General features: G+C 44.8%; 21 protein-coding genes. 9 read left to right on the forward strand and 12 right to left on the reverse strand.

The features are described 5' to 3' along the window. Positions 1 to 10 precede the first annotated feature (10 nt). Positions 11 to 1,087 carry a 3-deoxy-7-phosphoheptulonate synthase gene (locus tag R7R78_RS21455; protein WP_005381904.1) on the reverse strand — a complete coding sequence of 359 codons (1,077 nt, stop codon included), beginning with the start codon at positions 1,085 to 1,087 and terminating at the stop codon, positions 11 to 13. A 207-nt stretch (positions 1,088 to 1,294) separates the two neighbouring features. Continuing rightward, positions 1,295 to 2,278 carry a beta-N-acetylhexosaminidase gene (gene nagZ / locus R7R78_RS21460; protein WP_064369000.1) on the reverse strand — a complete coding sequence of 328 codons (984 nt, stop codon included), beginning with the start codon at positions 2,276 to 2,278 and terminating at the stop codon, positions 1,295 to 1,297. A gap of 99 nt (positions 2,279 to 2,377) precedes the next feature. On the opposite strand from nagZ, the gene R7R78_RS21465 reads away from it, so the two are divergent. Both R7R78_RS21465 and murQ read left to right on the forward strand, forming a co-directional pair. After that, positions 2,378 to 3,490, forward strand: a complete 1,113-nt coding sequence (locus R7R78_RS21465; protein ID WP_225474216.1) for an anhydro-N-acetylmuramic acid kinase — start codon at positions 2,378 to 2,380, stop codon at positions 3,488 to 3,490. Between the two features lie 36 nt (positions 3,491 to 3,526). Continuing rightward, complete coding sequence (gene murQ / locus R7R78_RS21470) at positions 3,527 to 4,456, forward strand: N-acetylmuramic acid 6-phosphate etherase (RefSeq protein ID WP_225474217.1); 930 nt, start codon at positions 3,527 to 3,529, stop codon at positions 4,454 to 4,456. Positions 4,457 to 4,507: 51 nt separating this feature from the next. On the opposite strand, the gene R7R78_RS21475 is transcribed toward murQ, so the two are convergent. Both R7R78_RS21475 and R7R78_RS21480 read right to left on the reverse strand, forming a co-directional pair. Then, positions 4,508 to 4,780: a hypothetical protein gene (locus tag R7R78_RS21475; protein WP_005381911.1), complete on the reverse strand. Its 273-nt coding sequence runs from the start codon at positions 4,778 to 4,780 to the stop codon at positions 4,508 to 4,510. Positions 4,781 to 4,894: 114 nt separating this feature from the next. Then, a complete protein-coding gene (locus tag R7R78_RS21480; RefSeq protein ID WP_047103915.1) occupies positions 4,895 to 5,236 on the reverse strand; it encodes a DUF2799 domain-containing protein in 342 nt (113 codons plus the stop codon). 280 nt (positions 5,237 to 5,516) lie between these two features. On the opposite strand from R7R78_RS21480, the gene R7R78_RS21485 reads away from it, so the two are divergent. From R7R78_RS21485 to R7R78_RS21500, 4 genes are all read left to right on the forward strand, one after another. Beyond that, the gene (locus R7R78_RS21485; protein WP_225474218.1) at positions 5,517 to 7,001 is read left to right on the forward strand and encodes a carbon starvation protein A; all 1,485 of its coding nucleotides are present in this window, start codon (positions 5,517 to 5,519) and stop codon (positions 6,999 to 7,001) included. 193 nt (positions 7,002 to 7,194) lie between these two features. Beyond that, positions 7,195 to 8,865 carry a sensor histidine kinase gene (locus R7R78_RS21490; protein WP_225474219.1) on the forward strand — a complete coding sequence of 557 codons (1,671 nt, stop codon included), beginning with the start codon at positions 7,195 to 7,197 and terminating at the stop codon, positions 8,863 to 8,865. Positions 8,866 to 8,896: 31 nt separating this feature from the next. Then, entirely contained in the window at positions 8,897 to 9,625 is a 729-nt protein-coding gene (gene btsR, locus R7R78_RS21495) for a two-component system response regulator BtsR (RefSeq protein ID WP_005381917.1), read from the forward strand. A 71-nt stretch (positions 9,626 to 9,696) separates the two neighbouring features. Continuing rightward, positions 9,697 to 10,170, forward strand: a complete 474-nt coding sequence (locus R7R78_RS21500) for a low molecular weight phosphatase family protein (RefSeq protein ID WP_017636163.1) — start codon at positions 9,697 to 9,699, stop codon at positions 10,168 to 10,170. A gap of 46 nt (positions 10,171 to 10,216) precedes the next feature. Here the strand turns inward: R7R78_RS21500 and ispH are convergent, their stop codons facing one another. The 6 genes from ispH to murJ all read right to left on the reverse strand — a co-directional run bounded on the left by ispH (position 10,217) and on the right by murJ (position 17,823). Next, on the reverse strand, positions 10,217 to 11,182 hold the full coding sequence (ispH, locus tag R7R78_RS21505) for a 4-hydroxy-3-methylbut-2-enyl diphosphate reductase (RefSeq protein WP_005381920.1): 966 nt from the start codon (positions 11,180 to 11,182) through the stop codon (positions 10,217 to 10,219). 24 nt (positions 11,183 to 11,206) lie between these two features. Beyond that, on the reverse strand, positions 11,207 to 11,638 hold the full coding sequence (fkpB, locus tag R7R78_RS21510) for an FKBP-type peptidyl-prolyl cis-trans isomerase (RefSeq protein ID WP_005381922.1): 432 nt from the start codon (positions 11,636 to 11,638) through the stop codon (positions 11,207 to 11,209). A 144-nt stretch (positions 11,639 to 11,782) separates the two neighbouring features. Then, positions 11,783 to 12,289 (reverse strand): signal peptidase II, encoded by a 507-nt coding sequence (gene lspA / locus R7R78_RS21515; RefSeq protein ID WP_005385948.1) that lies wholly within the window; start codon positions 12,287 to 12,289, stop codon positions 11,783 to 11,785. Between the two features lie 73 nt (positions 12,290 to 12,362). Further along, positions 12,363 to 15,191, reverse strand: coding sequence for an isoleucine--tRNA ligase (ileS, locus tag R7R78_RS21520; RefSeq protein ID WP_154204833.1), 2,829 nt, complete (start codon positions 15,189 to 15,191; stop codon positions 12,363 to 12,365). 64 nt (positions 15,192 to 15,255) lie between these two features. Next, positions 15,256 to 16,191, reverse strand: a complete 936-nt coding sequence (ribF, locus tag R7R78_RS21525) for a bifunctional riboflavin kinase/FAD synthetase (RefSeq protein WP_005381933.1) — start codon at positions 16,189 to 16,191, stop codon at positions 15,256 to 15,258. A gap of 69 nt (positions 16,192 to 16,260) precedes the next feature. Beyond that, positions 16,261 to 17,823 (reverse strand): murein biosynthesis integral membrane protein MurJ, encoded by a 1,563-nt coding sequence (murJ, locus tag R7R78_RS21530; protein WP_213868501.1) that lies wholly within the window; start codon positions 17,821 to 17,823, stop codon positions 16,261 to 16,263. A 305-nt stretch (positions 17,824 to 18,128) separates the two neighbouring features. Here murJ and rpsT point away from each other — a divergent pair, with 305 nt between their 5' ends. Beyond that, positions 18,129 to 18,389 (forward strand): 30S ribosomal protein S20, encoded by a 261-nt coding sequence (rpsT, locus tag R7R78_RS21535; RefSeq protein WP_005381938.1) that lies wholly within the window; start codon positions 18,129 to 18,131, stop codon positions 18,387 to 18,389. Between the two features lie 304 nt (positions 18,390 to 18,693). On the opposite strand, the gene R7R78_RS21540 is transcribed toward rpsT, so the two are convergent. Both R7R78_RS21540 and nhaR read right to left on the reverse strand, forming a co-directional pair. Further along, positions 18,694 to 19,002 carry an ArsR/SmtB family transcription factor gene (locus R7R78_RS21540; protein ID WP_005381940.1) on the reverse strand — a complete coding sequence of 103 codons (309 nt, stop codon included), beginning with the start codon at positions 19,000 to 19,002 and terminating at the stop codon, positions 18,694 to 18,696. A gap of 288 nt (positions 19,003 to 19,290) precedes the next feature. Continuing rightward, the gene (nhaR, locus tag R7R78_RS21545; RefSeq protein WP_005381942.1) at positions 19,291 to 20,181 is read right to left on the reverse strand and encodes a transcriptional activator NhaR; all 891 of its coding nucleotides are present in this window, start codon (positions 20,179 to 20,181) and stop codon (positions 19,291 to 19,293) included. A gap of 386 nt (positions 20,182 to 20,567) precedes the next feature. On the opposite strand from nhaR, the gene R7R78_RS21550 reads away from it, so the two are divergent. Both R7R78_RS21550 and R7R78_RS21555 read left to right on the forward strand, forming a co-directional pair. Further along, on the forward strand, positions 20,568 to 21,713 hold the full coding sequence (locus R7R78_RS21550; protein ID WP_025768431.1) for a Na/Pi symporter: 1,146 nt from the start codon (positions 20,568 to 20,570) through the stop codon (positions 21,711 to 21,713). A gap of 147 nt (positions 21,714 to 21,860) precedes the next feature. Then, positions 21,861 to 23,003 (forward strand): flavohemoglobin expression-modulating QEGLA motif protein, encoded by a 1,143-nt coding sequence (locus tag R7R78_RS21555; protein ID WP_025768430.1) that lies wholly within the window; start codon positions 21,861 to 21,863, stop codon positions 23,001 to 23,003. Positions 23,004 to 23,172 lie beyond the last annotated feature (169 nt).

A 23,172-nucleotide genomic window follows, 5' to 3' on the forward strand; every position in this document is an offset into this window, starting at 1 on the left:
AAATCCTGTATTAATTAGCCTTTAGACGATTTTCTAAGAAAGGCACTAGCTCTTCATGTGCATGACGTAATAGTGCCTCAGTTGAATCCCAATTGATACATGCGTCAGTGATAGATACACCGTATTTCATCTCTTCAAGAGCTAAGTCAGAAGATTGATTTCCTTCATTGATATGGCTTTCAATCATAAGACCGATAATAGATTTATTGCCTTCACGGATTTGATGAATCACATCCTCCGCGACTAATGGCTGGCGACGGTAATCTTTACGTGAGTTGGCGTGACTGCAATCCACCATTAATGAAGCATCAAGACCAGATTTCGCCATCTCTTGCTCACACTCAGTGACTGATACCGAATCGTAGTTAGTTTGCTTACCGCCACGTAAGATCACATGTCCATTAGCATTGCCCTGGGTGGTTAACAGTGCGACTTGTCCCTCACGGTTAATTCCCATAAAACGGTGACTAGAGGACGCAGCTTGCATCGCGTTAATTGCGGTTGCCAAACTGCCATCGGTGCCATTCTTAAAACCGATTGGCATAGACAGGCCGCTTGCCATTTCACGGTGAGTTTGTGACTCCGTCGTACGTGCGCCGATTGCAGCCCAGCTAAAAGTATCCGCCAGGTATTGTGGGCTAATTGGGTCTAGAGCCTCAGTCGCGAGCGGGATTTCCATCTCTGCCAACTCCACCAGAAGTTCGCGTCCAACATGCAGACCGTGTTCAATATCGAAACTGCCGTCTAGGTGTGGGTCATTGATCAGGCCTTTCCAGCCGACCGTGGTGCGTGGCTTCTCAAAGTAAACACGCATAACAATATACAGTTGGTCACTTAGTTGTTCAGAGAGTGCTTTAAGGCGCTTTGCGTAATCCTTCGCCGCTTCTACGTCGTGGATAGAACATGGACCGCATACAACAAGCAGGCGGTGATCCTTCTTGTGAATAATATTAGCGATAGTTTGACGAGACTCTTGAATAAAGCGACGTGCTTTTTCACTCAAAGGAAGCTTGGTTTTTAGTTCCTCCGGAGTAATAAGAACCTGTTCTTCGATAATATTAATATTGCTCAACTCACTTTTCTGCATAACTCTAACCTGTATATTTATTTTTACACCCAACCAAACCCTTGGTGAGACAACTAAGCTTTAACGACAAGATAACAGGCTAAAAAAGAAAAACAAGCGTACATAATAAAAAACATTTAGTGTAAACTAAAGTTTACAGTTAAATAAAAAGCCAAAGCATAATTAACTTTGGCTTCTCATCGCTGTTTTGAATCTTTTACAAGAGGTTTAGCTAGTCAAGCGTTTCATCGCTTCACTCGCCGCTTTCCACTCTTGAGATAGCTTAAGTTCGCTTGGAGAAAATGACTGTTTTTTCAGTAATGCATCCGCGAGTGGCACGGTTGAAACCGGTAAGTTGTCTAATACTTCAACGTGCGCTTCTCGTTTATTACACATTAACAACATATCGCAGCCAGCTCTCAATGCTTGAGCACCTCGCTCGGCTGGGCTGCCCATAATCGCAGCGCCTTCCATGGTCAAGTCATCCGAAAAAACCAAACCTTTAAAACCCAATTGCTGACGCAGAACCTGTTTTAACCAGTATTCAGAACCGCTGGCTGGTTGAGCATCATAATGTGGGAAAATCACGTGAGCAGGCATCATGGCATCTAAAATACCGGCATCAATTTGCGCTTTGAAGATCGCCATATCTTGTTCAAAAATATCACTGCGCTCGTCGTATGGTGTTTCTAGATGTGAGTCTGCAATCACGCCACCATGTCCAGGGAAGTGTTTGCCTGTCGTTGCCATGCCAACACTCTTCATTCCTTGCATATAAGCAGTGCTATAGCGAAGAATGGTATCGGCATCTTCACCGAATGCACGGTTACCGATCGCTTTACATTGATGGCCTTGGTCAAGTACCGGGGCAAAGCTTAAATCAATATCATGGGCAATCAGCTCTGCTGCCATTAACCAACCGCCCATACGAGCAAGCTCTTCACCATTTTGATGTTTAGCGTACTCATCAGCAGCAGGAATTAATGAGAAACCTTCACGAAAGCGCTGCACTCGGCCGCCTTCTTGATCCACACCGATCAAAAACGGGCGCTTAGCCGCCTTTCGGATGGATTGAGTAAGTGCTTGAAGCTGTTCGCTATCATGATAGTTGCGAGCAAATAGAATTAAGCCACCAACCGTAGGATGCTCCAAGATTTCTTTGTCTTCAGCGGTCAGTTCATACCCCGCAACGTCAACCCATAACGGTCCCATGTTTTCTCCTCAAAATCGGCTGAATATCTCGTATTCGATGAGGTTATTCGCTTCAGATTTGCTTTACAATAAGTGAATGAAGAATTGACGAGATCGGCTATGAAATTTAACGAACTGTACATTGGTGTGATGTCTGGAACGAGTATGGATGGTGTTGATACCGCTCTAGTTGAAATAAGCGATGAGCACGTTCGTCTGATTGCGCACGACGACTACCCAATGCCCGCAGCACTAAAAGACATGCTGTTATCTGTTTGTATCGGTCAAGCAACAAATTTAAAAGCCATAGGTGAACTTGACCACCAGCTCGGCCACCTATTTGCAGATGCCGTGTTACAGCTGCTCAATAAGTCTGGTTACGTCGCAGAGCAAATTCGTGCGATTGGTAATCACGGTCAAACAGTGTTCCATCAGCCTACCGGAAACTTGCCGTTTACCACTCAATTAGGCGATGCCAACATTATCGCGGTCAAGACAGGCATTGATACGGTAGCGGATTTTCGTCGTAAAGACATGGCGCTGGGTGGACAAGGTGCCCCACTCGTCCCTGCTTTCCATAAAAGCATTTTTGCGATGCAGGATTCCACAACTGTGGTACTTAACATTGGAGGCATTGCCAATATCTCGGTACTGCATCCAGAACAACCAGTCATTGGCTATGACACAGGCCCGGGCAATATGTTGATGGACGCATGGTGTGCGCTGCATACTGGGCAAAGCTTCGACGAAGATGCACAATTTGCACTTAAAGGAACGGTAAACGCTACTTTGTTGACTCAATTACTCAAAGAAGCTTACCTCGCCATGCCTGCCCCTAAAAGTACCGGGCGAGAACTGTTCAATATTGACTGGCTGCATCAACAACTGGCCCATCACAATTTACCAATCGAAGACGTACAACGTACACTTTGCGAGTATTCTGCAATTACCATTGCCAACGAAGTCGACAAGTTTTCTCATGGCATCACACCTCAACTATTGGTCTGTGGCGGTGGAGCAAGAAACCCACTTTTGTTGCAGCGACTAGCCAAGTTATTGCCACAATGGAGCGTTGCGACAACGGCAGAAAAAGGCGTTGATGGCGATTACATGGAAGCAATGGCGTTTGCTTGGCTTGCGCAGCGCCATATTCACGGCCTCCCTAGCAACTTACCGGAAGTTACGGGGGCAAGTCGTCTCGCTTCACTGGGTGTACTCTATTCAAAAAATTAAGGGCAATAGATCCTAAACAAAAAGGCTTAATTCATTATGACAAACGATGCACTTATCGCAGCTTTATCCCATCTGGTATCTGAAGGGCGAAACCCAGACACCATGGACATCGACTTGCTGCCTTCTCTCGATATTGTTCAACGCATCAACCAACAGGACAAACTCGTTCCTCTTGCCGTTGAAAAAGTATTGCCTGAGATCGCTGAAGCCGTTGATAAGATCACGGAAGCATTGAAGGTCGGAGGTCGGTTGTTTTACATCGGTGCGGGTACCAGTGGTCGACTTGGCGTTTTGGACGCTTCAGAATGCCCACCAACTTTTGGCACAGATCCAGAGATGGTCGTTGGTATTATTGCCGGTGGAAAAGAGGCAATGTTCCGTGCAAAAGAAGGGGCGGAGGACGACCCTACATTAGGCGAGCAAGATCTTAAAGAGAATACGCTAACACAACGCGATGTCGTCGTTGGTATTGCGGCAAGTGGACGAACACCTTACGTGATTGGTGGCTTAGAGTATGCGAACGAGCTTGGTGCCACCACTGTAGCACTATCTTGTAACCCTGACTCTCCGATTGCAGATATTGCTGATATTGCGATTAGCCCCGTTGTTGGACCTGAAGCGTTAACGGGATCCACTCGCTTAAAATCAGGGACGGCACAAAAACTCGTACTGAACATGCTCACTACCGCAAGCATGATTCGCCTGGGCAAAAGTTATCAGAACTTAATGGTAGATGTGAAAGCGACGAATGCAAAGCTAGTTGCAAGAGCGGCTCGTATTGTTATGCAAGCAACAGATTGTACTAACCAAGAGGCTAAAACGGCGCTCAAAGAAACAGACTACGACGCCAAGTTAGCGATTTTGATGATTTTAACCGGGCTGGATAGAGAAAGCGCGACTGAGCAACTGAACGCCAAGCAAGGATATTTAAGAAAAGTCGTGATCGCGCAAACTTATCAATCTTAATCAATAAAGCGCCTCACTTATTTAAAAGTCAGGCGCCTTTTATGGCTTAATTTAGTAGTTCAATCGTTCAATGTGAGTAATACCGACTTTACCTTCAAGGTCACTGAACATATGAACCATTGCTGGGTATGGTTGTGCTCCAGGGTAGACAACTTCTGCATTACAGAAAAACGCATAGTTTTGTCCGGCTACGACTTGAGTAGCCACAACCAAAGGGGAGTATTTGACACCGACAAACCCCTCGATACCTTTAGCAAATACTTCTTTATTCTCTGCTGTGAGTTCATGAAATGGACTCCAGCCACCAGCCATTTGCGTTGACATAATGTGATTCCTTTTTTTCTGTGCTCACTATCAAGCAATATGAACATGGTTTAATAAGGAGAATTTTGCCACATTTATGTGATGCAGACAGTGTAACAACGGCTTTATTGACTATTAATTTGAGTATTCATTCCAACCACGTTGCCATTCCATGCGGAATTTTTGCGCTTGCTCAGTACCTTCACAAACCCCTTCGTAATACTGACCAGATAACCCCATTTGATACGCAAAAGCAGGATTACAGTACTCACGTAAACCTTCTAAATAACCTTGGTCGTAGTCACTTTGCTTAACACTACCCAACTCACGAAGCTCGCTCATCGTGCGCGATGTGTGTCCGGTTATGCCATCTTGATATCCGATCTGATGCCAATCTCCCGACTTGGCAAGATCTGCTGTCGTCGCTGTGCATCCTACAAGTAAAGCCAGTGCCAGACCTACCGTTACCTTTTTCATGGTTCTTCCTTAAGTAATTGTTTTCAAAAATAAGCTTACCACTAATTATTGGCGCTTGCCGCTGAGCTTGCAGATTTAACCACTGATGACTCAAATCAGCCGCTCAAGACTGTCATCAACCTTTCGCCATTTTTAAAAACCGCTCAAGCAGCATATCGACCACTCAGTGCTCTATTCGACCACTCATCTACTAACCGAATGCATTTAACACAAGTGACGCATAACATGCATCCTGAGATTAAAAAATTACCCTACCCAACTAAGACCAAGGACAATTGCTATGATGTGGTTTCTAACCTGTGTCGCAGCCCTAATCGGCGGATACTTCATCTACGGCGCTTTCGTCGAGAAGATTTTCGGCATCAATGAAAAACGCCAAACGCCAGCTCACACCAAATCGGACGGTGTTGACTTCGTTCCAATGTCAACAAAGAAAGTTTACCTAGTTCAACTACTTAACATCGCAGGTGTTGGTCCAATTTTTGGCCCGATCATGGGGGCACTATACGGTCCTGCGGCGATGCTTTGGATTGTAGTCGGTTGTATTTTTGCTGGTGCAGTACACGATTACTTCTCAGGCATGCTTTCAGTGCGTAACGGCGGTGCATCTGTACCTACCATTACAGGTCGCTACCTAGGTAATGGCGCAAAACACTTTATGAATATTTTTGCCATTGTCCTATTGCTTCTAGTTGGCGTAGTGTTCGTTTCAGCCCCTGCTGGCATGATTACTAACCTCATCAATGATCAAACAAGCTTGAGCGTAAGCATGACTACAATGGTTATTGCTATTTTTGCTTACTACATCATTGCGACGATTGTTCCTGTCGATAAAATCATTGGTCGTTTCTACCCACTGTTTGGCGCCCTACTTATCTTTATGTCTGTTGGTCTAATGACAGCCATTGCTTTCTCTAGCGAACACACAGTAATGGGTGACTTCCAAGTTTCGGACATGTTCTCTAACCTCAACCCAAATGACATGCCGTTATGGCCTGCATTGTTCATCACTATCGCATGTGGCGCTATCTCTGGCTTCCACGCAACTCAGTCTCCACTGATGGCGCGTTGTATGGAAAATGAGAAAAACGGTCGCTTCGTATTCTACGGTGCAATGATTGGTGAAGGTGTTATCGCGCTAATTTGGTGTGCTATCGCTCTGTCTTTCTTCGGCTCTCTAGACGCTCTATCCGAAGCTGTGAAAAACGGTGGTCCTGGTAACGTGGTATACAGCGCATCATTTGGTCTGCTAGGTGTGTTCGGTGGTATCCTTGCGTTCCTGGGGGTGGTTATCCTACCAATTACGTCTGGCGATACAGCGTTCCGTTCAAGCCGCTTGATCCTTGCTGAATACTTCAACATGGAACAAAAAACGCTACGTAACCGTCTACTGATGGCACTTCCACTGTTCGTTATCGGCGGTATCTTAACTCAAGTAGACTTCGGCATTATCTGGCGCTACTTCGGTTTTGCAAACCAAACAACAGCGGTAATGATGCTTTGGACTGCGTCCGCTTACCTACTGCGTCACAACAAGCTGCACTGGATTACCACTATCCCAGCTATCTTCATGACCACGGTATGTGTCACGTTCATCTTAAACAACAGCTCGCTAGGTTTTGGTCTGCCAATGCAACTATCAACTATCGTAGGTATTGTGTTTGCCCTAGCTGTGACAGGTTACGTTATCAAAACCTCTAAGGGTAAAGGTGAAACTGAACTGGCTGACGAAGAGAAACCACAAGCCGTATCAGAAACAGCGTAATACTCGTCACATCTGAGTGACTAAGATAGGAGCCTGCCAATTGCAGGCTCTTTTTGTTTTATACCCAAGTCACTTTAAGACTCAGAAAGCACAGCGCAGCATCATTTACTTAGCTGTTCTTATCTATCTGAGCCAAGCATCTTGAGGTTACTTAGGTATACAATAACAACATTGATTCTAGGTTAGGTTCACTATGGAACTGGTCATCTCCCTTTTACAACAGATGTGTGTGTACTTAGTTTTGGCTTACATGCTAAGTAAAACGCCAATCATCTTACCTTTGCTGAGTATTTCTTCGCGCTTAAGCCACCGCCTAATTTGTTACGTACTCTTCTCTGGCTTTTGTATTCTCGGCACCTATTTCGGTCTGCACATCAACGATGCTATTGCCAATACTCGTGCGATCGGCGCAGTTATGGGCGGGCTGTTTGGTGGACCTGTTGTAGGTTTCGCCGTCGGATTTACTGGTGGCATCCATCGATACTCTCTTGATGGCTTTACCGACCTAGCCTGCGCAATTTCAACCACCGCCGAGGGCGTAATTGGTGGCTTGCTCCACGTTTACCTTATCAAGCGAAATAAAGGCGCATTGCTGTTTAATCCAAGCGTCGTATTCAGCGTCACGTTTGTTGCAGAAGTGGTGCAAATGATTTTGCTGCTCGCCGTCGCGAAACCTTTTGATCAAGCCTATGAACTGGTGTCCGCTATTGCAGCGCCTATGATCATCGCGAATTCATTTGGTGCGGCGTTGTTCATGAGTATCCTGCAAGACAGAAAAGCAATCTTTGAAAAGTTTTCTGCGACGTTTTCGCGTCGAGCGCTCACCATTGCTGATCGCTCAGTGGGAATTCTAAGCAACGGCTTCAACACCGAAAACGCAGAGAAAATCGCGCGTATTATTTACGAAGAAACCAAAGTGGGCGCTGTCGCGATTACTGACCAAGAAAAAATCTTAGCGTTTGTGGGCATTGGCGATGATCACCATAAACCAAACACGCCGATTTCATCGCAAAGCACATTAGACTCCATGGAGAAAAACGACATCATTTATCTTGATGGCGCGGAGCGTCCATACCAATGCTCCATTGCAAAAGATTGCAAGCTCGGATCTGCGCTGATCATCCCACTGCGTGCAGGGAAAGAGGTCATTGGTACCATAAAGCTGTATGAACCGAAGCGTAAATTGTTCTCGACGGCCAACATGTCGATGGCGGAAGGAATAGCCCAGCTTCTATCTAGCCAAATCCTTTATGGCGATTACCAACAACAACAAGCCTTACTCGCCCAAGCAGAAATCAAATTGCTTCACGCTCAGGTGAATCCACACTTTTTGTTTAATGCTCTCAATACTATTAGTGCGATTACTCGTCGTGACCCTGACAAAGCGCGCGAGCTAATCCAAAATCTATCGCACTTCTTCCGCAGCAATTTAAAGCAGAACATTAATACCGTGACGCTAAAGGAAGAGCTTGCACATGTGAACTCGTACTTGAGCATCGAAAAAGCGCGTTTTACGGACCGCTTAGAGGTTGAAATCGATATTCAACCTGAATTGCTGGACATCAAATTACCAAGCTTTACACTCCAGCCTTTGGTTGAGAATGCCATTAAGCATGGCATTTCAAACATGCTTGAAGGTGGTAAAGTTCATATCTACAGCGAAGCACACCCACAAGGTCACTTGATTACCGTCGAAGACAACGCAGGCAGTTTTGAACCGCCAAAAGAAAACCACTCAGGGCTAGGTTTAGAAATTGTCGACAAACGTCTCACTAATCAATTTGGACGTGATGCAGCGCTAAAAATTACGTGCGAGCCACATCAATTTACTAAAATGAGCTTTATCATTCCCCCAAAATCATAAAAGCACGCTGAAGCAATAAAGGTAATGTTGGATGTTAACCGCACTCGTCATTGATGATGAACAGTTTGCTCGTGAAGAGCTAGCAGAGTTACTGGATGAAACAGGCCAAGTTGAGGTCGTGGGCGATGCCTCAAACGCAATCCTTGGCCTAAAAAAAATCAATGAACTCAAGCCTGATGTGGTGTTTCTCGATATCCAAATGCCTCAAGTCACGGGGATTGAATTACTAGGGATGCTTGATCCAGAAACCATGCCTTATGTGGTTTTTGTCACGGCTTATGATCAGTATGCGATTCAAGCATTTGAAGACAATGCCTTTGATTACTTGCTCAAACCTGTCGACCCATGCCGGTTAACTAAAACGGTCAAACGACTAAACAAAGTCATTAGCCAATCCGCCCTAACGCAACAACTGTCTGCTATTACACCTGACACGTTGGATCAGATACCGTGCATCGGACACAACCGCATCGTTATCATGGCCACCGACACGGTGGAATGTGCTTACAGTGATATCAGCGGCGTACATGTACGCTCCACCAGCCAAACCGCGAGCACCCAACTGACATTAAAAACGTTGGAAGAGAAAACCCCTCTAGTCCGCTGCCATCGTCAATACTTAGTCAGTATTAAAGCGATTAGCGAAATCAAGTTACTGGAAAATGGGTTAGCGGAAATCATCACCAAAACAGGCTTTGAGATACCAGTAAGCCGCCGCTACTTAAAGGTGCTCAAAGAGATGCTCGGCATTAGCCACTAACACAAAAACTTCACACATCATCGCTGAGTTTCCGCTAGCGTATAAATAGGACGCTCTGAAAAGACGAGGCGATGATGTATAAAGTTTTATTCATATGTAAGCACAACGCTGGACGAAGCGTCCTCGCGGAGTCAATCGCAACCAATATCCTGCCAGCAGATTTTAGTGTCACCAGTGGAGGCTCACATCCCACAGGCAAGGTGCACCCAGTGGTGCAAAAATATTTAGATGACCACCAACTCCCCATTCCGCATATCCACACGCATTCATGGGAGGAGCGAACTCAATTTCTTCCCGACATCGTTATTATTCTCTGTGATTCTTTACATCAAGAAACCGCTCCTCAGTGGCTTGCAGGTGGTGTTCGAGTAAACTGGCAAGTTGATGCTTTTCCGACCGATGGTTCTGATGAAGACATGTACGCACATTGCGAAAAGGTTGCTCAATCGCTTGAGCGAAGAATCACGAAGATGTCTGATATGATTATCGATGGTTTAGGAAAAGACCAAATTCGTGATTACCTAAATGAGTTAAGAGAGATGTAAAAAAGGCGACCCACAGGTCGCCTTTTGAATATTCGATAAATGGAGACTAATCCACTTGCTTGATTTGAAGTTCTTTAGGTACTTCAAAGAACATATTCTCTTCACGGCCAAGTACTTCATCAACCGCTTCGGCACCAACGAGTTCTTTGATTCGCTCTAGAATCTGATTAACGAGCTCTTCCGGAGCAGATGCTCCCGCAGTCACGCCGACCTTTGTTTTGCCTTCGAACCACTCAGGTTTGATATCTTCCGGACAGTCGGTTAAGTAGCCAGGTGTCCCTAGCTTTTCAGCTAGCTCTTTAAGACGTGTAGAGTTTGATGAGTTTTTAGAACCCACCACAACCATCACATCTACGTCACCAGCTAATTCACGTACGGCATCTTGGCGGTTTTGTGTCGCATAACAGATATCGTCTTTACGTGGACCTTGGATATCTGGGAACACGCGGCGTAGCTCTTCGATAACATCGGCAGTTTCATCGACAGAAAGCGTCGTTTGGCTTACGTAATGAAGATCGGATGGATCTTTCACAATCGCCTTCAGTTTCTCAACATCGGCTGGAGTTTCAACCAAGTACATACCACCGGTTTCACTGGCGTATTGCCCCATCGTACCTTCGACTTCAGGGTGACCTGCGTGACCAATCAGAACCACTTCCATATTACGACGGCTCGCACGCGCCACTTCCATATGCACTTTGGTTACTAAAGGGCACGTTGCGTCAAATACGGTCAAATCACGCTGCTTGGCTTCCTGACGAACTGCCTGCGATACACCATGAGCGGAGAAAATCACAATGTTGTTGTCTGGCACTTCGTGCAGTTCTTCAACGAAGATAGCACCACGCTGTTTTAGACCTTCAACCACAAAACGGTTATGCACCACTTCATGTCGAACATAGATAGGTGGCTGATACATCTCTAGCGCACGCTCTACGATGCTAATCGCGCGGTCAACACCAGCACAGAAACCACGTGGGTTAGCTAACAGGATTTTCATTTCATTGCTCATGGAAGTTATCTTTTATTTGGTTCGCTATTCTACTGACAAAATTTCGACTTCGAAAGTCACGTCTTGTCCCGCGAGTGGATGGTTGAAGTCCACAGTTACTGAGTCGCCAGCAATCTCAGTAATGATGCCTGGGATTTCCATGCCATCAGGGCCACTGAAGGCCATGATTGTACCAACTTCCACTTCTGCATCACCTACAAATTTAGTGCGATCCATATAGTGAATATGATCAGGGTTTGGCATACCAAACGCGTCTTCTGCCTTTAGCTCAATCGCTTTTTGTGCGCCTGTTTCGAGGCCGATCAAGCATTGCTCAAAGTTTTCACTCAAGCTGCCATCACCCATAACAAACTTCGCTGGTTTACCCATGTTATGAGTACTATCTGCAACCGATCCGTCTTTCATTTTAATCGTAAAGTGAAGGGTTACTACCGATTCATTGGTTATTGTTGTCACGTTAATGCTTCCTTGTTCTTGGGTTATTACGCTGTCAGCTTGGTCTTTTTATACATTGAAATGCTGATTGGCGCTCCAACATAATAAAAAGCGTCGCTCGAATCAACGGACGACGCTTAGGGTTATTCGATATACCGCAAAAGATTACTTGTCAGCGTCTTTTTTACGGAAGCCATCCAGAATAATCATTGCCGCACCAATACAGATCGCCATGTCAGCAAGGTTGAATGCTGGCCAGTGGTAGTTACCCCAGAAGAAGTCTAGGTAATCAACAACAAAGCCATGAACGACGCGGTCAAACACGTTGCCCACTGCACCACCAATAATCAATGCGTAAGCGATGTTGTTCCATTTTTCTTTAGCTGGAAGCTTGCTCATCCAGTAGGTCAAAAGACCCGTCACAACAAACGCGATACCTGTAAATAACCAACGCTGCCAACCGGCTTGATCGCTCAAGAAGCTGAATGCAGCACCGTAGTTATGAACATAAAGTAGGTTGAAGAATGGCAACACCTCAATTCGGTTTGCCCATCCGTAGCCCATGTTGTCCATCACCACCAATTTGATGCCAATATCTGCAATAAATACCAGAATTGCTAACCACAGCCAGCGAACTCCAGATTGCTTTAACGTCAGTGCTTTTTCACTCATTACTTTACCTACAAACAGCCCCAGTAAATACTGGGGCTGTTAATTTTAAAAAAAGTTCAGTCGTTCTAGGCAATTACGCGAATTTACGTACTTCACCTTCGCCGTCTACGTTAGACACACAACGACCACAGATCTTCTCGTGACCTTCGATTGTGCCTACGTCTGGCGTGTGATGCCAACAACGGTCACACTTCTCGCCTTCAGCTGCTGCTACTTCAACAAACAAGCCTTCGATATCTGTCGCTTGTGCTGCATCCGTCTTCTCACCTAGAGGCTTAACTTTCGCCGCAGAGGTTAGTAGAACAAAGCGCAGTTCATCTTCAAGTTTGTTGATCTTCGCCGCTAGTGCGTCATCAGCAAATAGAGTCACTTCAGCTTGTAGTGCACCACCAATGGTTTTCTCTTTACGCGCATCTTCTAGAAGTTTGTTAACCGCACCACGAACCGCTTGGATCTCAGTCCAGAATTCGTTGTTCAGCTCTTCACCTTCAGCAAGACCGAATAGGCCGTCGAACCACTCACCAGTGAATACGAACTTGTCGCGTTGACCTGGCATTTCGTTCCAGATTTCATCTGCAGTGAACGACATGATTGGCGCCATCCAACGAACTAGCGCTTCTACGATGTAGTAAAGTGCAGTCTGACAGCTACGTTGAGCGTTGCCGCCACGTTTTGCTGTGTACTGACGGTCTTTAATTACGTCTAAGTAGAAAGAGCCCATTTCGATTGAACAGAATTGCATTAGACGCTGAGTTACACCGTGTGTGTTGTACTCTTCGTATGCTTTAACAATCTCTTCTTGTGCTGCTAGTGCACGACCAACCGCCCAGCGATCTAGCGCAACCATCTCTTCAACAGGAACGATGTCTGTTTCAGGGTTGAAGCCGCTCAAGTTAGCTAGGAAGAAACGCGCTGTGTTACGGATACGACGGTACGCATCTGCGCTGCGTTTTAGGATTTCATCAGAAACCGCAACTTCACCAGTGTAGTCTGTAGAAGCAACCCATAGACGAAGAATGTCAGCACCTAGCTTGTTGGTTACGTCTTTTGGCGCAACCACGTTACCGATAGATTTAGACATCTTACGACCCTGACCATCAACCACGAAACCGTGTGTCAGTACTTGTTTGTAAGGCGCTTCGTCTTTCATCGCGATAGATGAAATTAGAGAAGACTGGAACCAACCACGGTGTTGGTCAGAACCTTCTAGGTATAGGTCTGCACTATTGCCGTTGTACTCTTCACGAGCATCAACAACAGAGAAGTGAGTAACACCTGAATCGAACCATACGTCTAGCGTATCTAGCACTTTTTCGTATTGGTCAGCGTCAGCACCTAGTAGTTCAGCAGCATCTACATCCCACCATGCTTGAATGCCTTTCTCTTCAACCAGCTTAGCGACTTTCTCGATCAGCTCTAGCGTGTTTGGATGAAGTTCTGCTGTTTCTTTATGAACAAACAGAGCAATTGGCACACCCCAAGTACGTTGACGAGAGATACACCACTCAGGGCGACCTTCGATCATACCTTCGATGCGGCTTTGACCCCACTCAGGCATCCACTCTACATTCTTGATTGACTCTAATGCTTTAGCACGTAGGCCAGCTTGGTCCATAGAAACGAACCATTGAGGTGTAGCACGGAAGATGATTGGAGTCTTATGACGCCAACAGTGTGGGTAGCTGTGCTCGTAAGCGTGGTGGTGTAGTAGTGCACCTTTTTCTTTTAGTACTTCTACTACTGCATCGTTCGCTTTAAATACGTGCTGACCAGCAAATAGCTCTGTATCTGGTAGGTAAACACCGTTTGAGCCAACTGGGTTTGCTACTTCTAGGTTGTACTTGTTACCAACCGCGAAGTCTTCTTGACCGTGACCAGGAGCAGTGTGAACAACACCAGTACCTGAATCAGTCGTAACGTGATCACCAAGGATCGCCGGTACAGTGAAATCGTAGAATGGGTGTTGGAATTGAGAAAGCTCTAGGTCCGCACCTTTAGCAAAGCCAAGGTTGTGGAAGTGCTCGATACCCGCACGGTCCATTACGTCTTTCGCTAGCTCAGCAGCAACGATGATACGCTCAGCATTGTCGCCTTCTGTTTGGATAAGCACGTACTCTAGATCATCACGTAGACATACTGCGCGGTTTGCAGGCAGTGTCCAAGGTGTTGTTGTCCAGATAACGATAGATACGTCACCGTGACCTTCATGACCTTCTGTCAGTTCAAATTTAGATAGCAGTGCCGCTTCGTCAGCCGCTTTAAAACGAACGTCGATAGATGGCGATACTTTATCTTTGTATTCTACTTCCGCTTCAGCAAGAGCAGAACCACAGTCTGTACACCAGTGAACAGGTTTGAAACCTTTTAGCAGGTGACCATTGCTTGCGATCTTACCAAGAGCACGAATAATGTTCGCTTCAGTTGCGAAATCCATAGTGCGGTATGGCTTGTCCCACTCACCCATGATACCAAGGCGTTTGAAGCTCTCTTTCTGACCTTCAACCTGACCTGCTGCGTATTCACGACATTTCTCGCGGAATTCCGCTGCTGTCACTTTTTGGCCTGGCTTACCTACTTTCTTCTCTACCATTAATTCGATTGGTAGACCGTGGCAGTCCCAGCCTGGGATGTAAGGTGCGTCAAAACCTGAAAGTGTTTTGGATTTAATAATAATGTCTTTAAGAATCTTGTTTAGTGCGTGACCAATATGAATGTCACCATTTGCGTAAGGAGGGCCATCGTGCAATACGAATGACTTTTTGCCTTTCTTAGCTTTACGGATTTCACCGTAAAGATCTTCTTTGTACCAACGCTTAAGCATTTCTGGCTCACGATTGGCCAGGTTGCCGCGCATTGGAAACCCTGTTTCAGGTAAGTTCAGGGTATCTTTATACTCACTCATCGATTCTTAATTCCGTTATATTGGGCGAAAATTAGACATTATGTTGAACGGTGGAATAAACCGCTCAACGCTTAAGCTGACGCAGCCACACCCTTGCTGCTTCAGCATCCAATTCGATTTGTTGTTTAAGTGCTTCAAACGACTCAAACTTTTGCTCATCTCGAAGTTTATGCAAAAGTTCCACTTCTAGTTGCTTGCCATATAAATTGGCATGAAAGTCGAATAAGTGCACTTCTAACTGTTGGCGAACACCATTGACGGTTGGTCTTTGACCAATATTAGCAACACCACCAACTGGCTTATTTCCTAAGCCAAGCGCTTGAACAACATAGACTCCGGAAACCGGAGAAACACAGCGTTTCAAAGGAATATTTGCAGTAGGGAACCCAATGGTTCGACCTAGCTTTCTTCCGTGAGAAACACGACCGCTGATGCTGTAGTTTCTTCCCAGCATCTGTTGCGCGGAATGCAAATCGTCACGCGCCAGCGCTTGACGGATAGCCGTACTGCTGACACGTAATTGTTGTAAACAAAAGCTCTGGGTACTTACGACATCAAAGCCGTATTTTTCCCCTGCTTCCTGCAGCATTGCAAAGTTACCTGTACGGCCTTTGCCAAAGCAGAAATCATCACCAACGACAAGAAACTTAACACCCAAACGCTCGACCAACAAGTCACGGATAAACTCTTCCGCGGTTAAACTTGCAAAATGGCGATTGAAATTGACACACAGTAAGCGGTCAATATCGAGCTTACTCAATTGCACGAACTTATCGCGTAATCGCGTCAACCTTGCAGGTGCCTTGTCTTTGGCAAACAGCTCCATCGGCTGAGGTTCAAAGGTCATCACAACAGAAGGCAAGGATAGCCTGTCCGCTTGCTCAGACACTTGCTGCAATACTTGTTGATGGCCTTTATGGACACCATCGAAATTGCCAATAGTCAGCACACAACCATGATGTCGCGGGTTGATATTGTGAATGCCTCTAATCAGTTCCATTGGATACTGCTTTCTGCCTCTGTTTTACTTTACACTGTGTGAAACTGACGGATTATATACTAATCACCCTCAGTCTGTCCCAGCTTTTAGGTCTTTTAAACGCGCACCAGTTAAAAATAGAACCACTAGGTAAACTACGGCTCCTAAACCGATCAACATCCCTAGCACCGCGCTTCGGTGAGCAAAGCTCCAGCCCAGCCATACTGACATATCTTCCAGTTGCCATAAGATTGCCGCCACCATCGCCGCGCCAGCAATAGCTAAACGTATAATAAAGAAGACGGTTCGCTTAGTGATTTGGTATACCTCTGCGATGTGCAGGCCACGATACAGCAGTGCCATATTCACAAATGCCGATAGTGCTGTCGCGATAGCCAAGCCAACGTAGCCATAGAAGTACGCAAAAATTGCATTAAATACCATGTTGGTCACCATCGCAATGATGCCGTATTTCACTGGCGTTTTGGTGTCTTGACGCGAGTAATACCCCGGAGCAAGCACTTTAATCAGCATAAAGTTCAACAAGCCTGAAGCGTAAGCAAAGAGTGACAATGATGCTTGATGTACGTCTTGTGGCGAAAACTCACCTCGCATGAATAACACCATCAACATAGGTTTTGCCAGTACCATCAAACCAAGCATTGCAGGAAGGCCAAGTAAGATCACCATGCGCACCCCCCAGTCCATGGTTTGTGCGAATCCTTCATTTTGTGCGTCAACATGTTTGCGTGATAATGCTGGTAAAATCACCGTTGCAATAGCAATACCAAACAGACCTAACGGGAATTCCAACAAGCGATCTGAATAGTACAACCAACTGATCGAACCGGTTTGCAGAAAGCTGGCAATAAAAGTATCAAACAACAAGTTGATTTGGCTTACCGACACACCGAACAAAGCAGGAATCATTAAGGTTCGGATCTTCACCACGCCCGGATCGCGCCAGCCCCATTTCGGCTTAACCATAACCCCCGCTTTAATAAGGAAAGGGATTTGAAATAAGAACTGAACCAAACCACCAAGGAAAACACCGATGGCAAGACCAATCTCTGGCTGTGACATCTGCGGCGAGATAAACCATGCTGCCAAAATGATCATTACGTTGAGGAAGACGGGAGTAAACGAAGAAACCGCAAACTTACCTAGTGTATTGAGAATGGCTCCCGATAGGGCAACAAAAGTGATGAACCATAAATAAGGAAAGGTAATCTTGAGCATCACGCTAGCAAGTTCGAACTTCTCAGCCGCGGGACCACCATGCATCCAGTCTAGGAACCAACCAAAACCAAACAGTGCAGTCACCACTCCGGAACCTAGAACACCTAAGACGGTAACAATTGAGACTATCACCCCTAATGTACCCGCCGCACGAGCAATGAGCTCCCGAGTTTTATCCATGTCGCCTTGAGCATGGCTTTCCGTTAAAACAGGTACAAACGCTTGGGAAAAAGCACCTTCAGCAAACAAACGTCGTAAAAAATTAGGAATTTTATTGGCGAAGAAAAAGACGTCTGCGCTTGCTCCTGCCCCCATTAAATTTGCCACTACAACATCACGAACTAGGCCAAGAACGCGGGAAATAAATGTCATAGCACTGACGATCATGCCAGACTTGAGTAGTCGTTTACTCACTGTAACCTCGGAATATCACCATAAGACAGCTAACCCTATACTGTTTCTCTGACAGGTGCTGTAAATAGACGTCAAAAATCTATCCGCGGGTTGTAAGGAATAAGTGTGCCTTTCGCGGATAATTATTAGCATTGGTATAAAAATGCTGTTAGAATCCCCGCCATCTTAACCGCGATAACCTCTCTTACCAAAATTTGTTTTGGCTTAGATCGGTTTTTGCACAAATCATTTGACATTTAAGCGCAAATGAGGGATATTCCTCGCCCTTAAATTGTCACAGAACTAAGTTTTTGGGAGTTAGACCCTTGGCAAATAGTAAATCTGCTAAGAAGCGCGCTATCCAAGCTGAGAAACGTCGTCAGCACAATGCTAGCCGTCGCTCAATGATGCGTACTTACATGAAGAAAACTGTTGCTGCTATCGAAGCAGGCGACAAAGAAGCTGCAACTGCTGCATTCGCTGTAGTTACACCTATCCTAGACCGCATGGCAACTAAAGGCCTTATTCACAAGAATAAAGCAGCTCGCCATAAGTCTCGTTTCGCTGCACAAATCAAAGCTCTTTAATAGAGTCCTGATTTTACAGTGAAGAAAAAACCGACCTTGTGTCGGTTTTTTTATATCTACAAAATTTTCTTAATAAAAAAAGCTGGCAATGCCAGCTTTTCTTTTTCTGAATGTCCCATTTAAAGACATCAGCTTATTCATTACCCATATAACGCTCAAACTAGAAAGCACTAATAAAACACTTGAGAACAAAGCAAATTGGTCGATGAGTAGTACCCTATCATCAAAAGTTTAACGCCACTCTCAAATATTCCAACAAGTTAGATTCACACTCTAAGATGAGCAGTATATTAGGACTATTTAATTAATGTTGAGCACTCTCAGCACAATAAAGACTATGCAGTGTTTTTATTAACGCTTTCACTTCATCACTCTTTAATGTGTAGTACACCGTTTGTGCTTCTTTCCTTGTCGTGACTAACTCATCACGGCGAAGCCAAGCAAGATGCTGAGATAATGCCGACTGGCTTAGCTCTAACTTTGCACACAGCTCTCCCACGGACAGCTCTTGGTTATGCAGCATACAAAGGATTTGTAGGCGTCTCTCGTTTGCCATCGCTTTGAGCAACACGACGGCTTTTGCGGAGTTCTGCTCCATTTCTTGTAGATTCATGTGTTGGACCTCTAGCTACAACTTACTTATTCCAACCCTGGCCAGCTTGTTGTGTTGCACTGATTTATATATCTAAGAAAATCAAGATACACTTCCAGAGTCTTCATTATTAGAACCTCTAATTTAGTTGTTAGTGATACACCAATATTATCCACCAAGGATTTTAATTGGTGCGCTATCAATAATTAATAGTTTTGCTCACTAAAACAAGTATCTTGCTTACTTAGATATTATTTAGAATTATATTTTTATTGATAGTAATCTATTTATTTACGCAACGATACGGGTTTACTCAAACATTTGACTGAAATCAGCATCACAAACATTTTTTACCGCGGGGTGTTGGATCATTCGTTCCGCAAAAATCACGTAGTACTCTTCTTTTAGCCCATCGACATGGCCAATTAGCTGTAAATTTCGGTCGTCTTCAATCTCCGACATGTATACGGTCGGTGCCAAGAAAATCACATCATCGTGGTACCGAGCAAAAGCTTTCATCAACGCAACATCATCAAACTCCCCCAGCACATTGGGTTGAAGGCCTTGACGATCAAACCATTGAATAACTTTACGCCCCATAGCCGTTCGGCTCGCGGGAATCAGAAGTTTTTTTTGTTCCAAGATCTCAGGGAATCGCACATTTTCAATTTCAGAAGAAGCAAAAAAGCTCATGCTACTTTCACCCAACTTTTTGCTATAAAGGCCAGGACTTTGAGTAGAATCAACGGGACAATCCGAAAGGATCATATCTAGCTTGTGCTGAGAAAGGCGTTCAAGTAGCAGTTCGTGGGTCGATTCATAACAGCGTAAATGAATACTGTTATCTTCCGGGACGGTCGTCATCAGTACTTTACTGACCAAGCGTTTAGATAATGCATCGGCTACACCAACTTCAAATAGAATGTTCGAGTGCTGGCTGTAATTGACGATATCTAACATCTCATAACTCAAACCGAACATCCGGTCGGCGTACTTAAACACAAGCTGACCTAACTCAGTGGGCTCAACTGTACGACCATTGCGCTTGGTTAACTTTCCTTTCATGCGCTCTTCAAGCGCTTTAATCTGTCCTGTCACGGTTTGCGGTGTCAGGAAGAGCGCGTCAGCCGCCTTAGTTACAGAGCCCTGTTTGCACACCATCCAGAAATAATAGAGATGGTTGTAGTTTAGATGTGACATGATCGAGTCCCGAAAAGAAAGTGATACTTTTTATACCAAATGTGACAGAGACAAACAATAAACTCGACAAAACCATACAATACCTTACAAAAGCATAAGTTTTACCGAAAGTATAAAGTCAATACTGTCATAAAAGTTGAACTGAGGCGCATTTTCTCTACAAAAAAAACACAAAAACCAAACAAAACGAAATCAAAATTTAACCATTAAAATCAACAGGTTAAAAATTAATTTTCTTCCTCTTTTACGCCATTATCAAAAAGAACAATAAAAATCTCTCACAGCAAGAAATCTGTAATATTACTGAAATATTTGTTCTCTAACATCGCCCGCAGATTCAACTACAGACCGAAAAATGAACTGAAAGGTCAACGGAGAAAATTATGATGAACCAAGCTACTTCAACAGTGGCACCAATTTCGAGCACAGCTCGTTGGTTACGCTGGGCTAACTTGGCATTCATGTTATATCTGCTTCTTCTAGCAGTATCTATGGTTGGTAGTGGCTTTAAATGGGCAACTGGCGATCAAGCTAAGGTGCTATTTGAATTTGCCGCACACCCAGTTGCAGGTCTAATGATCGGCTTGGTGGCAACAGCCTTAATTCAGTCTTCAAGTACTGTAACGTCTATTATTGTAGGCTTGGTTGCAGGTGGCTTACCTGTAGAAACCGCTATCCCTATGGTGATGGGTGCTAACATTGGTACCACAGTGACCAATACGCTTGTGTCTCTTGGCCACGTGCGCTGTAAAGAAGAGTTCAAACGTGCATTTGCAAGTGCAACCATTCACGACTTCTTCAACTTGCTTGCTGTCGCTATTTTCCTTCCGTTGGAAATGATGTTCGGCATTTTAGAGAAAGTTTCTCACTGGCTTGTTTCTCCACTGCTTGCTACTGGTGATATGAGCATTAAAGGCTTCAACTTTATTAAACCAATTACAAAGCCAGTCGTAGGCGCAATTAAAGAGCCACTTTCTACCTTCGGTGATACTGTTGGCGGCGTCATGCTTATTGCTTTGGGTATTGCGACTATCTTCGTTGCAATCACAGTGATGGGTAAATTAATGAAGAGCCTAATGGTTGGTCGTGCACGTGAAATTTTGAAAAACGCCATCGGTCGTGGTCCTATTCACGGCATCGTATCAGGCTCAATCGTGACCGTTCTAGTACAATCTTCCTCAACCACGACAAGTTTAATGGTTCCGTTGGTTGGTACTGGCGTGTTGAAAGTACGAGATATCTACCCTTTCACTCTGGGTGCTAACATTGGTACTTGTATTACGGCACTACTAGCAGCGACAGCGGTATCTGGAGAGTTCGCAGTATTCGCACTTCAAATCGCTCTAGTCCACTTAGTATTTAACATCATGGCGACGCTGTTTATCTTTGGAATTCCATTCCTACGTGAGATTCCGGTTAAAGGCGCTGAAATGATTTCTGAAATGGCTATTAAGAATAAAGCCGTTGTTGGTGGCTACCTAATGTCAGTATTCGTTATTCTACCAGGTGCGATTCTAGCCCTAACAACGTAACAACAACGACATACCATCGCTTATTGTTTAGGCTCCACATCGTGGAGCCTTTTTTATGAGAATTAAACTGTTCAAATCGATTGTCCGGTGATAATTTGAGCCACATCAGCATGCTTATGCTGAGCTATCTCATTTGGAGTCGACAACATGACGCAGCTTAATGACGCTATTTCTGATCAGCTACTCGCAATAGACGAAAACCTAACCCAACTGGTTGCTGATATTGATATCCTCAGTAGCGTGAATCCTCTTAATTATGCTCAAGAAAGAGAACGTTTCATTAAAAACAAATATTCTCAAGAGCCTAATTTTCAATATTCAATTACTAATGTAGATACCCACAGCGCAAAGCGACGTCTATATGAGCTACCTCTAGAAAACATTCAAGACACCCAACTGCAGAGGCTGTACGCGGATGTAATTCAGTCTTATGCAGATAAACTGGATCAAGTGAATACCATCGGCACGCAAGAGTTTCTTTATAACTCCTTACGCTATTATGGGGAACCGAGCGCCAAAGATATTGCCAACGCCCATTTCATATTGCACCTTCCTACAGAAGAAGAAAAAGAACCTCAGCACGATAGCCGTGCAATAGCACGTTTCATGCAAAATTTTGCTCAACGCAATGGGTATGAATGTGAAATACAGGTGTTGGACGGGATGTTAGCAAACGCACTAGTTTCAGGGTCTCGAGTCAAAATTAACCACGCGGCGTACATCACCACTGATGAGCTGGAGGCTCTTGCACATCATGAAATGGGAGTACATCTCCTGACTACGCTTAACGGTCGTCAACAACCGCTAAAAGTCCTGAGCTTAGGTTGTCCTGCCAATACCAACACTCAAGAAGGGCTGGCTATATTATGTGAGTATCTGTCAGGACATTTCAGTATCAAGCGCCTAAGAACCTTAGCCTTACGAGTTCTGGCAGTAGAGTCGATGATCAAGGATCGCGATTTCCGCCATACGTTCATGCTATTAAAAGAACAGTATAAAGCTTCTGATCTTCAAGCATTTACAACGACTGCCCGAGTGTATCGAGGTGGAGGTTTAACGAAGGATTACTTGTATCTTAGAGGATTCCGAGAGGTGCTCAATGCCTATGATAGATTGGGCGATGACTTTTCACTATTGTTGTGCGGGAAAACAGAGCTGAAGTACTTTGAGCTTATCCGTTCATTAGTGAGTAAAGAAATATTCACTCAACCTAAGTTTATTAGCCCGGCACTGTCCACACCGATGCAGACCAACCCAATTCACCGTTATATTGTCAGTGCACTAAAATAATACCTTCTAAGTACAAAAAAGAAAAAAGCTCCATTCGGAGCTTTTTCTATATCTTGAATGTGCCGTCCTAAATAAGGTTGACACTTTCCACCCCCAAAATTGGAGAGTGTTATGAAATCAACAACTAAAAGAACTCAGCGCGATTACTCCCTCGCTTTTAAACTCACTG

It is taken from the genome of Vibrio sp. 2134-1 (assembly GCF_033339495.1).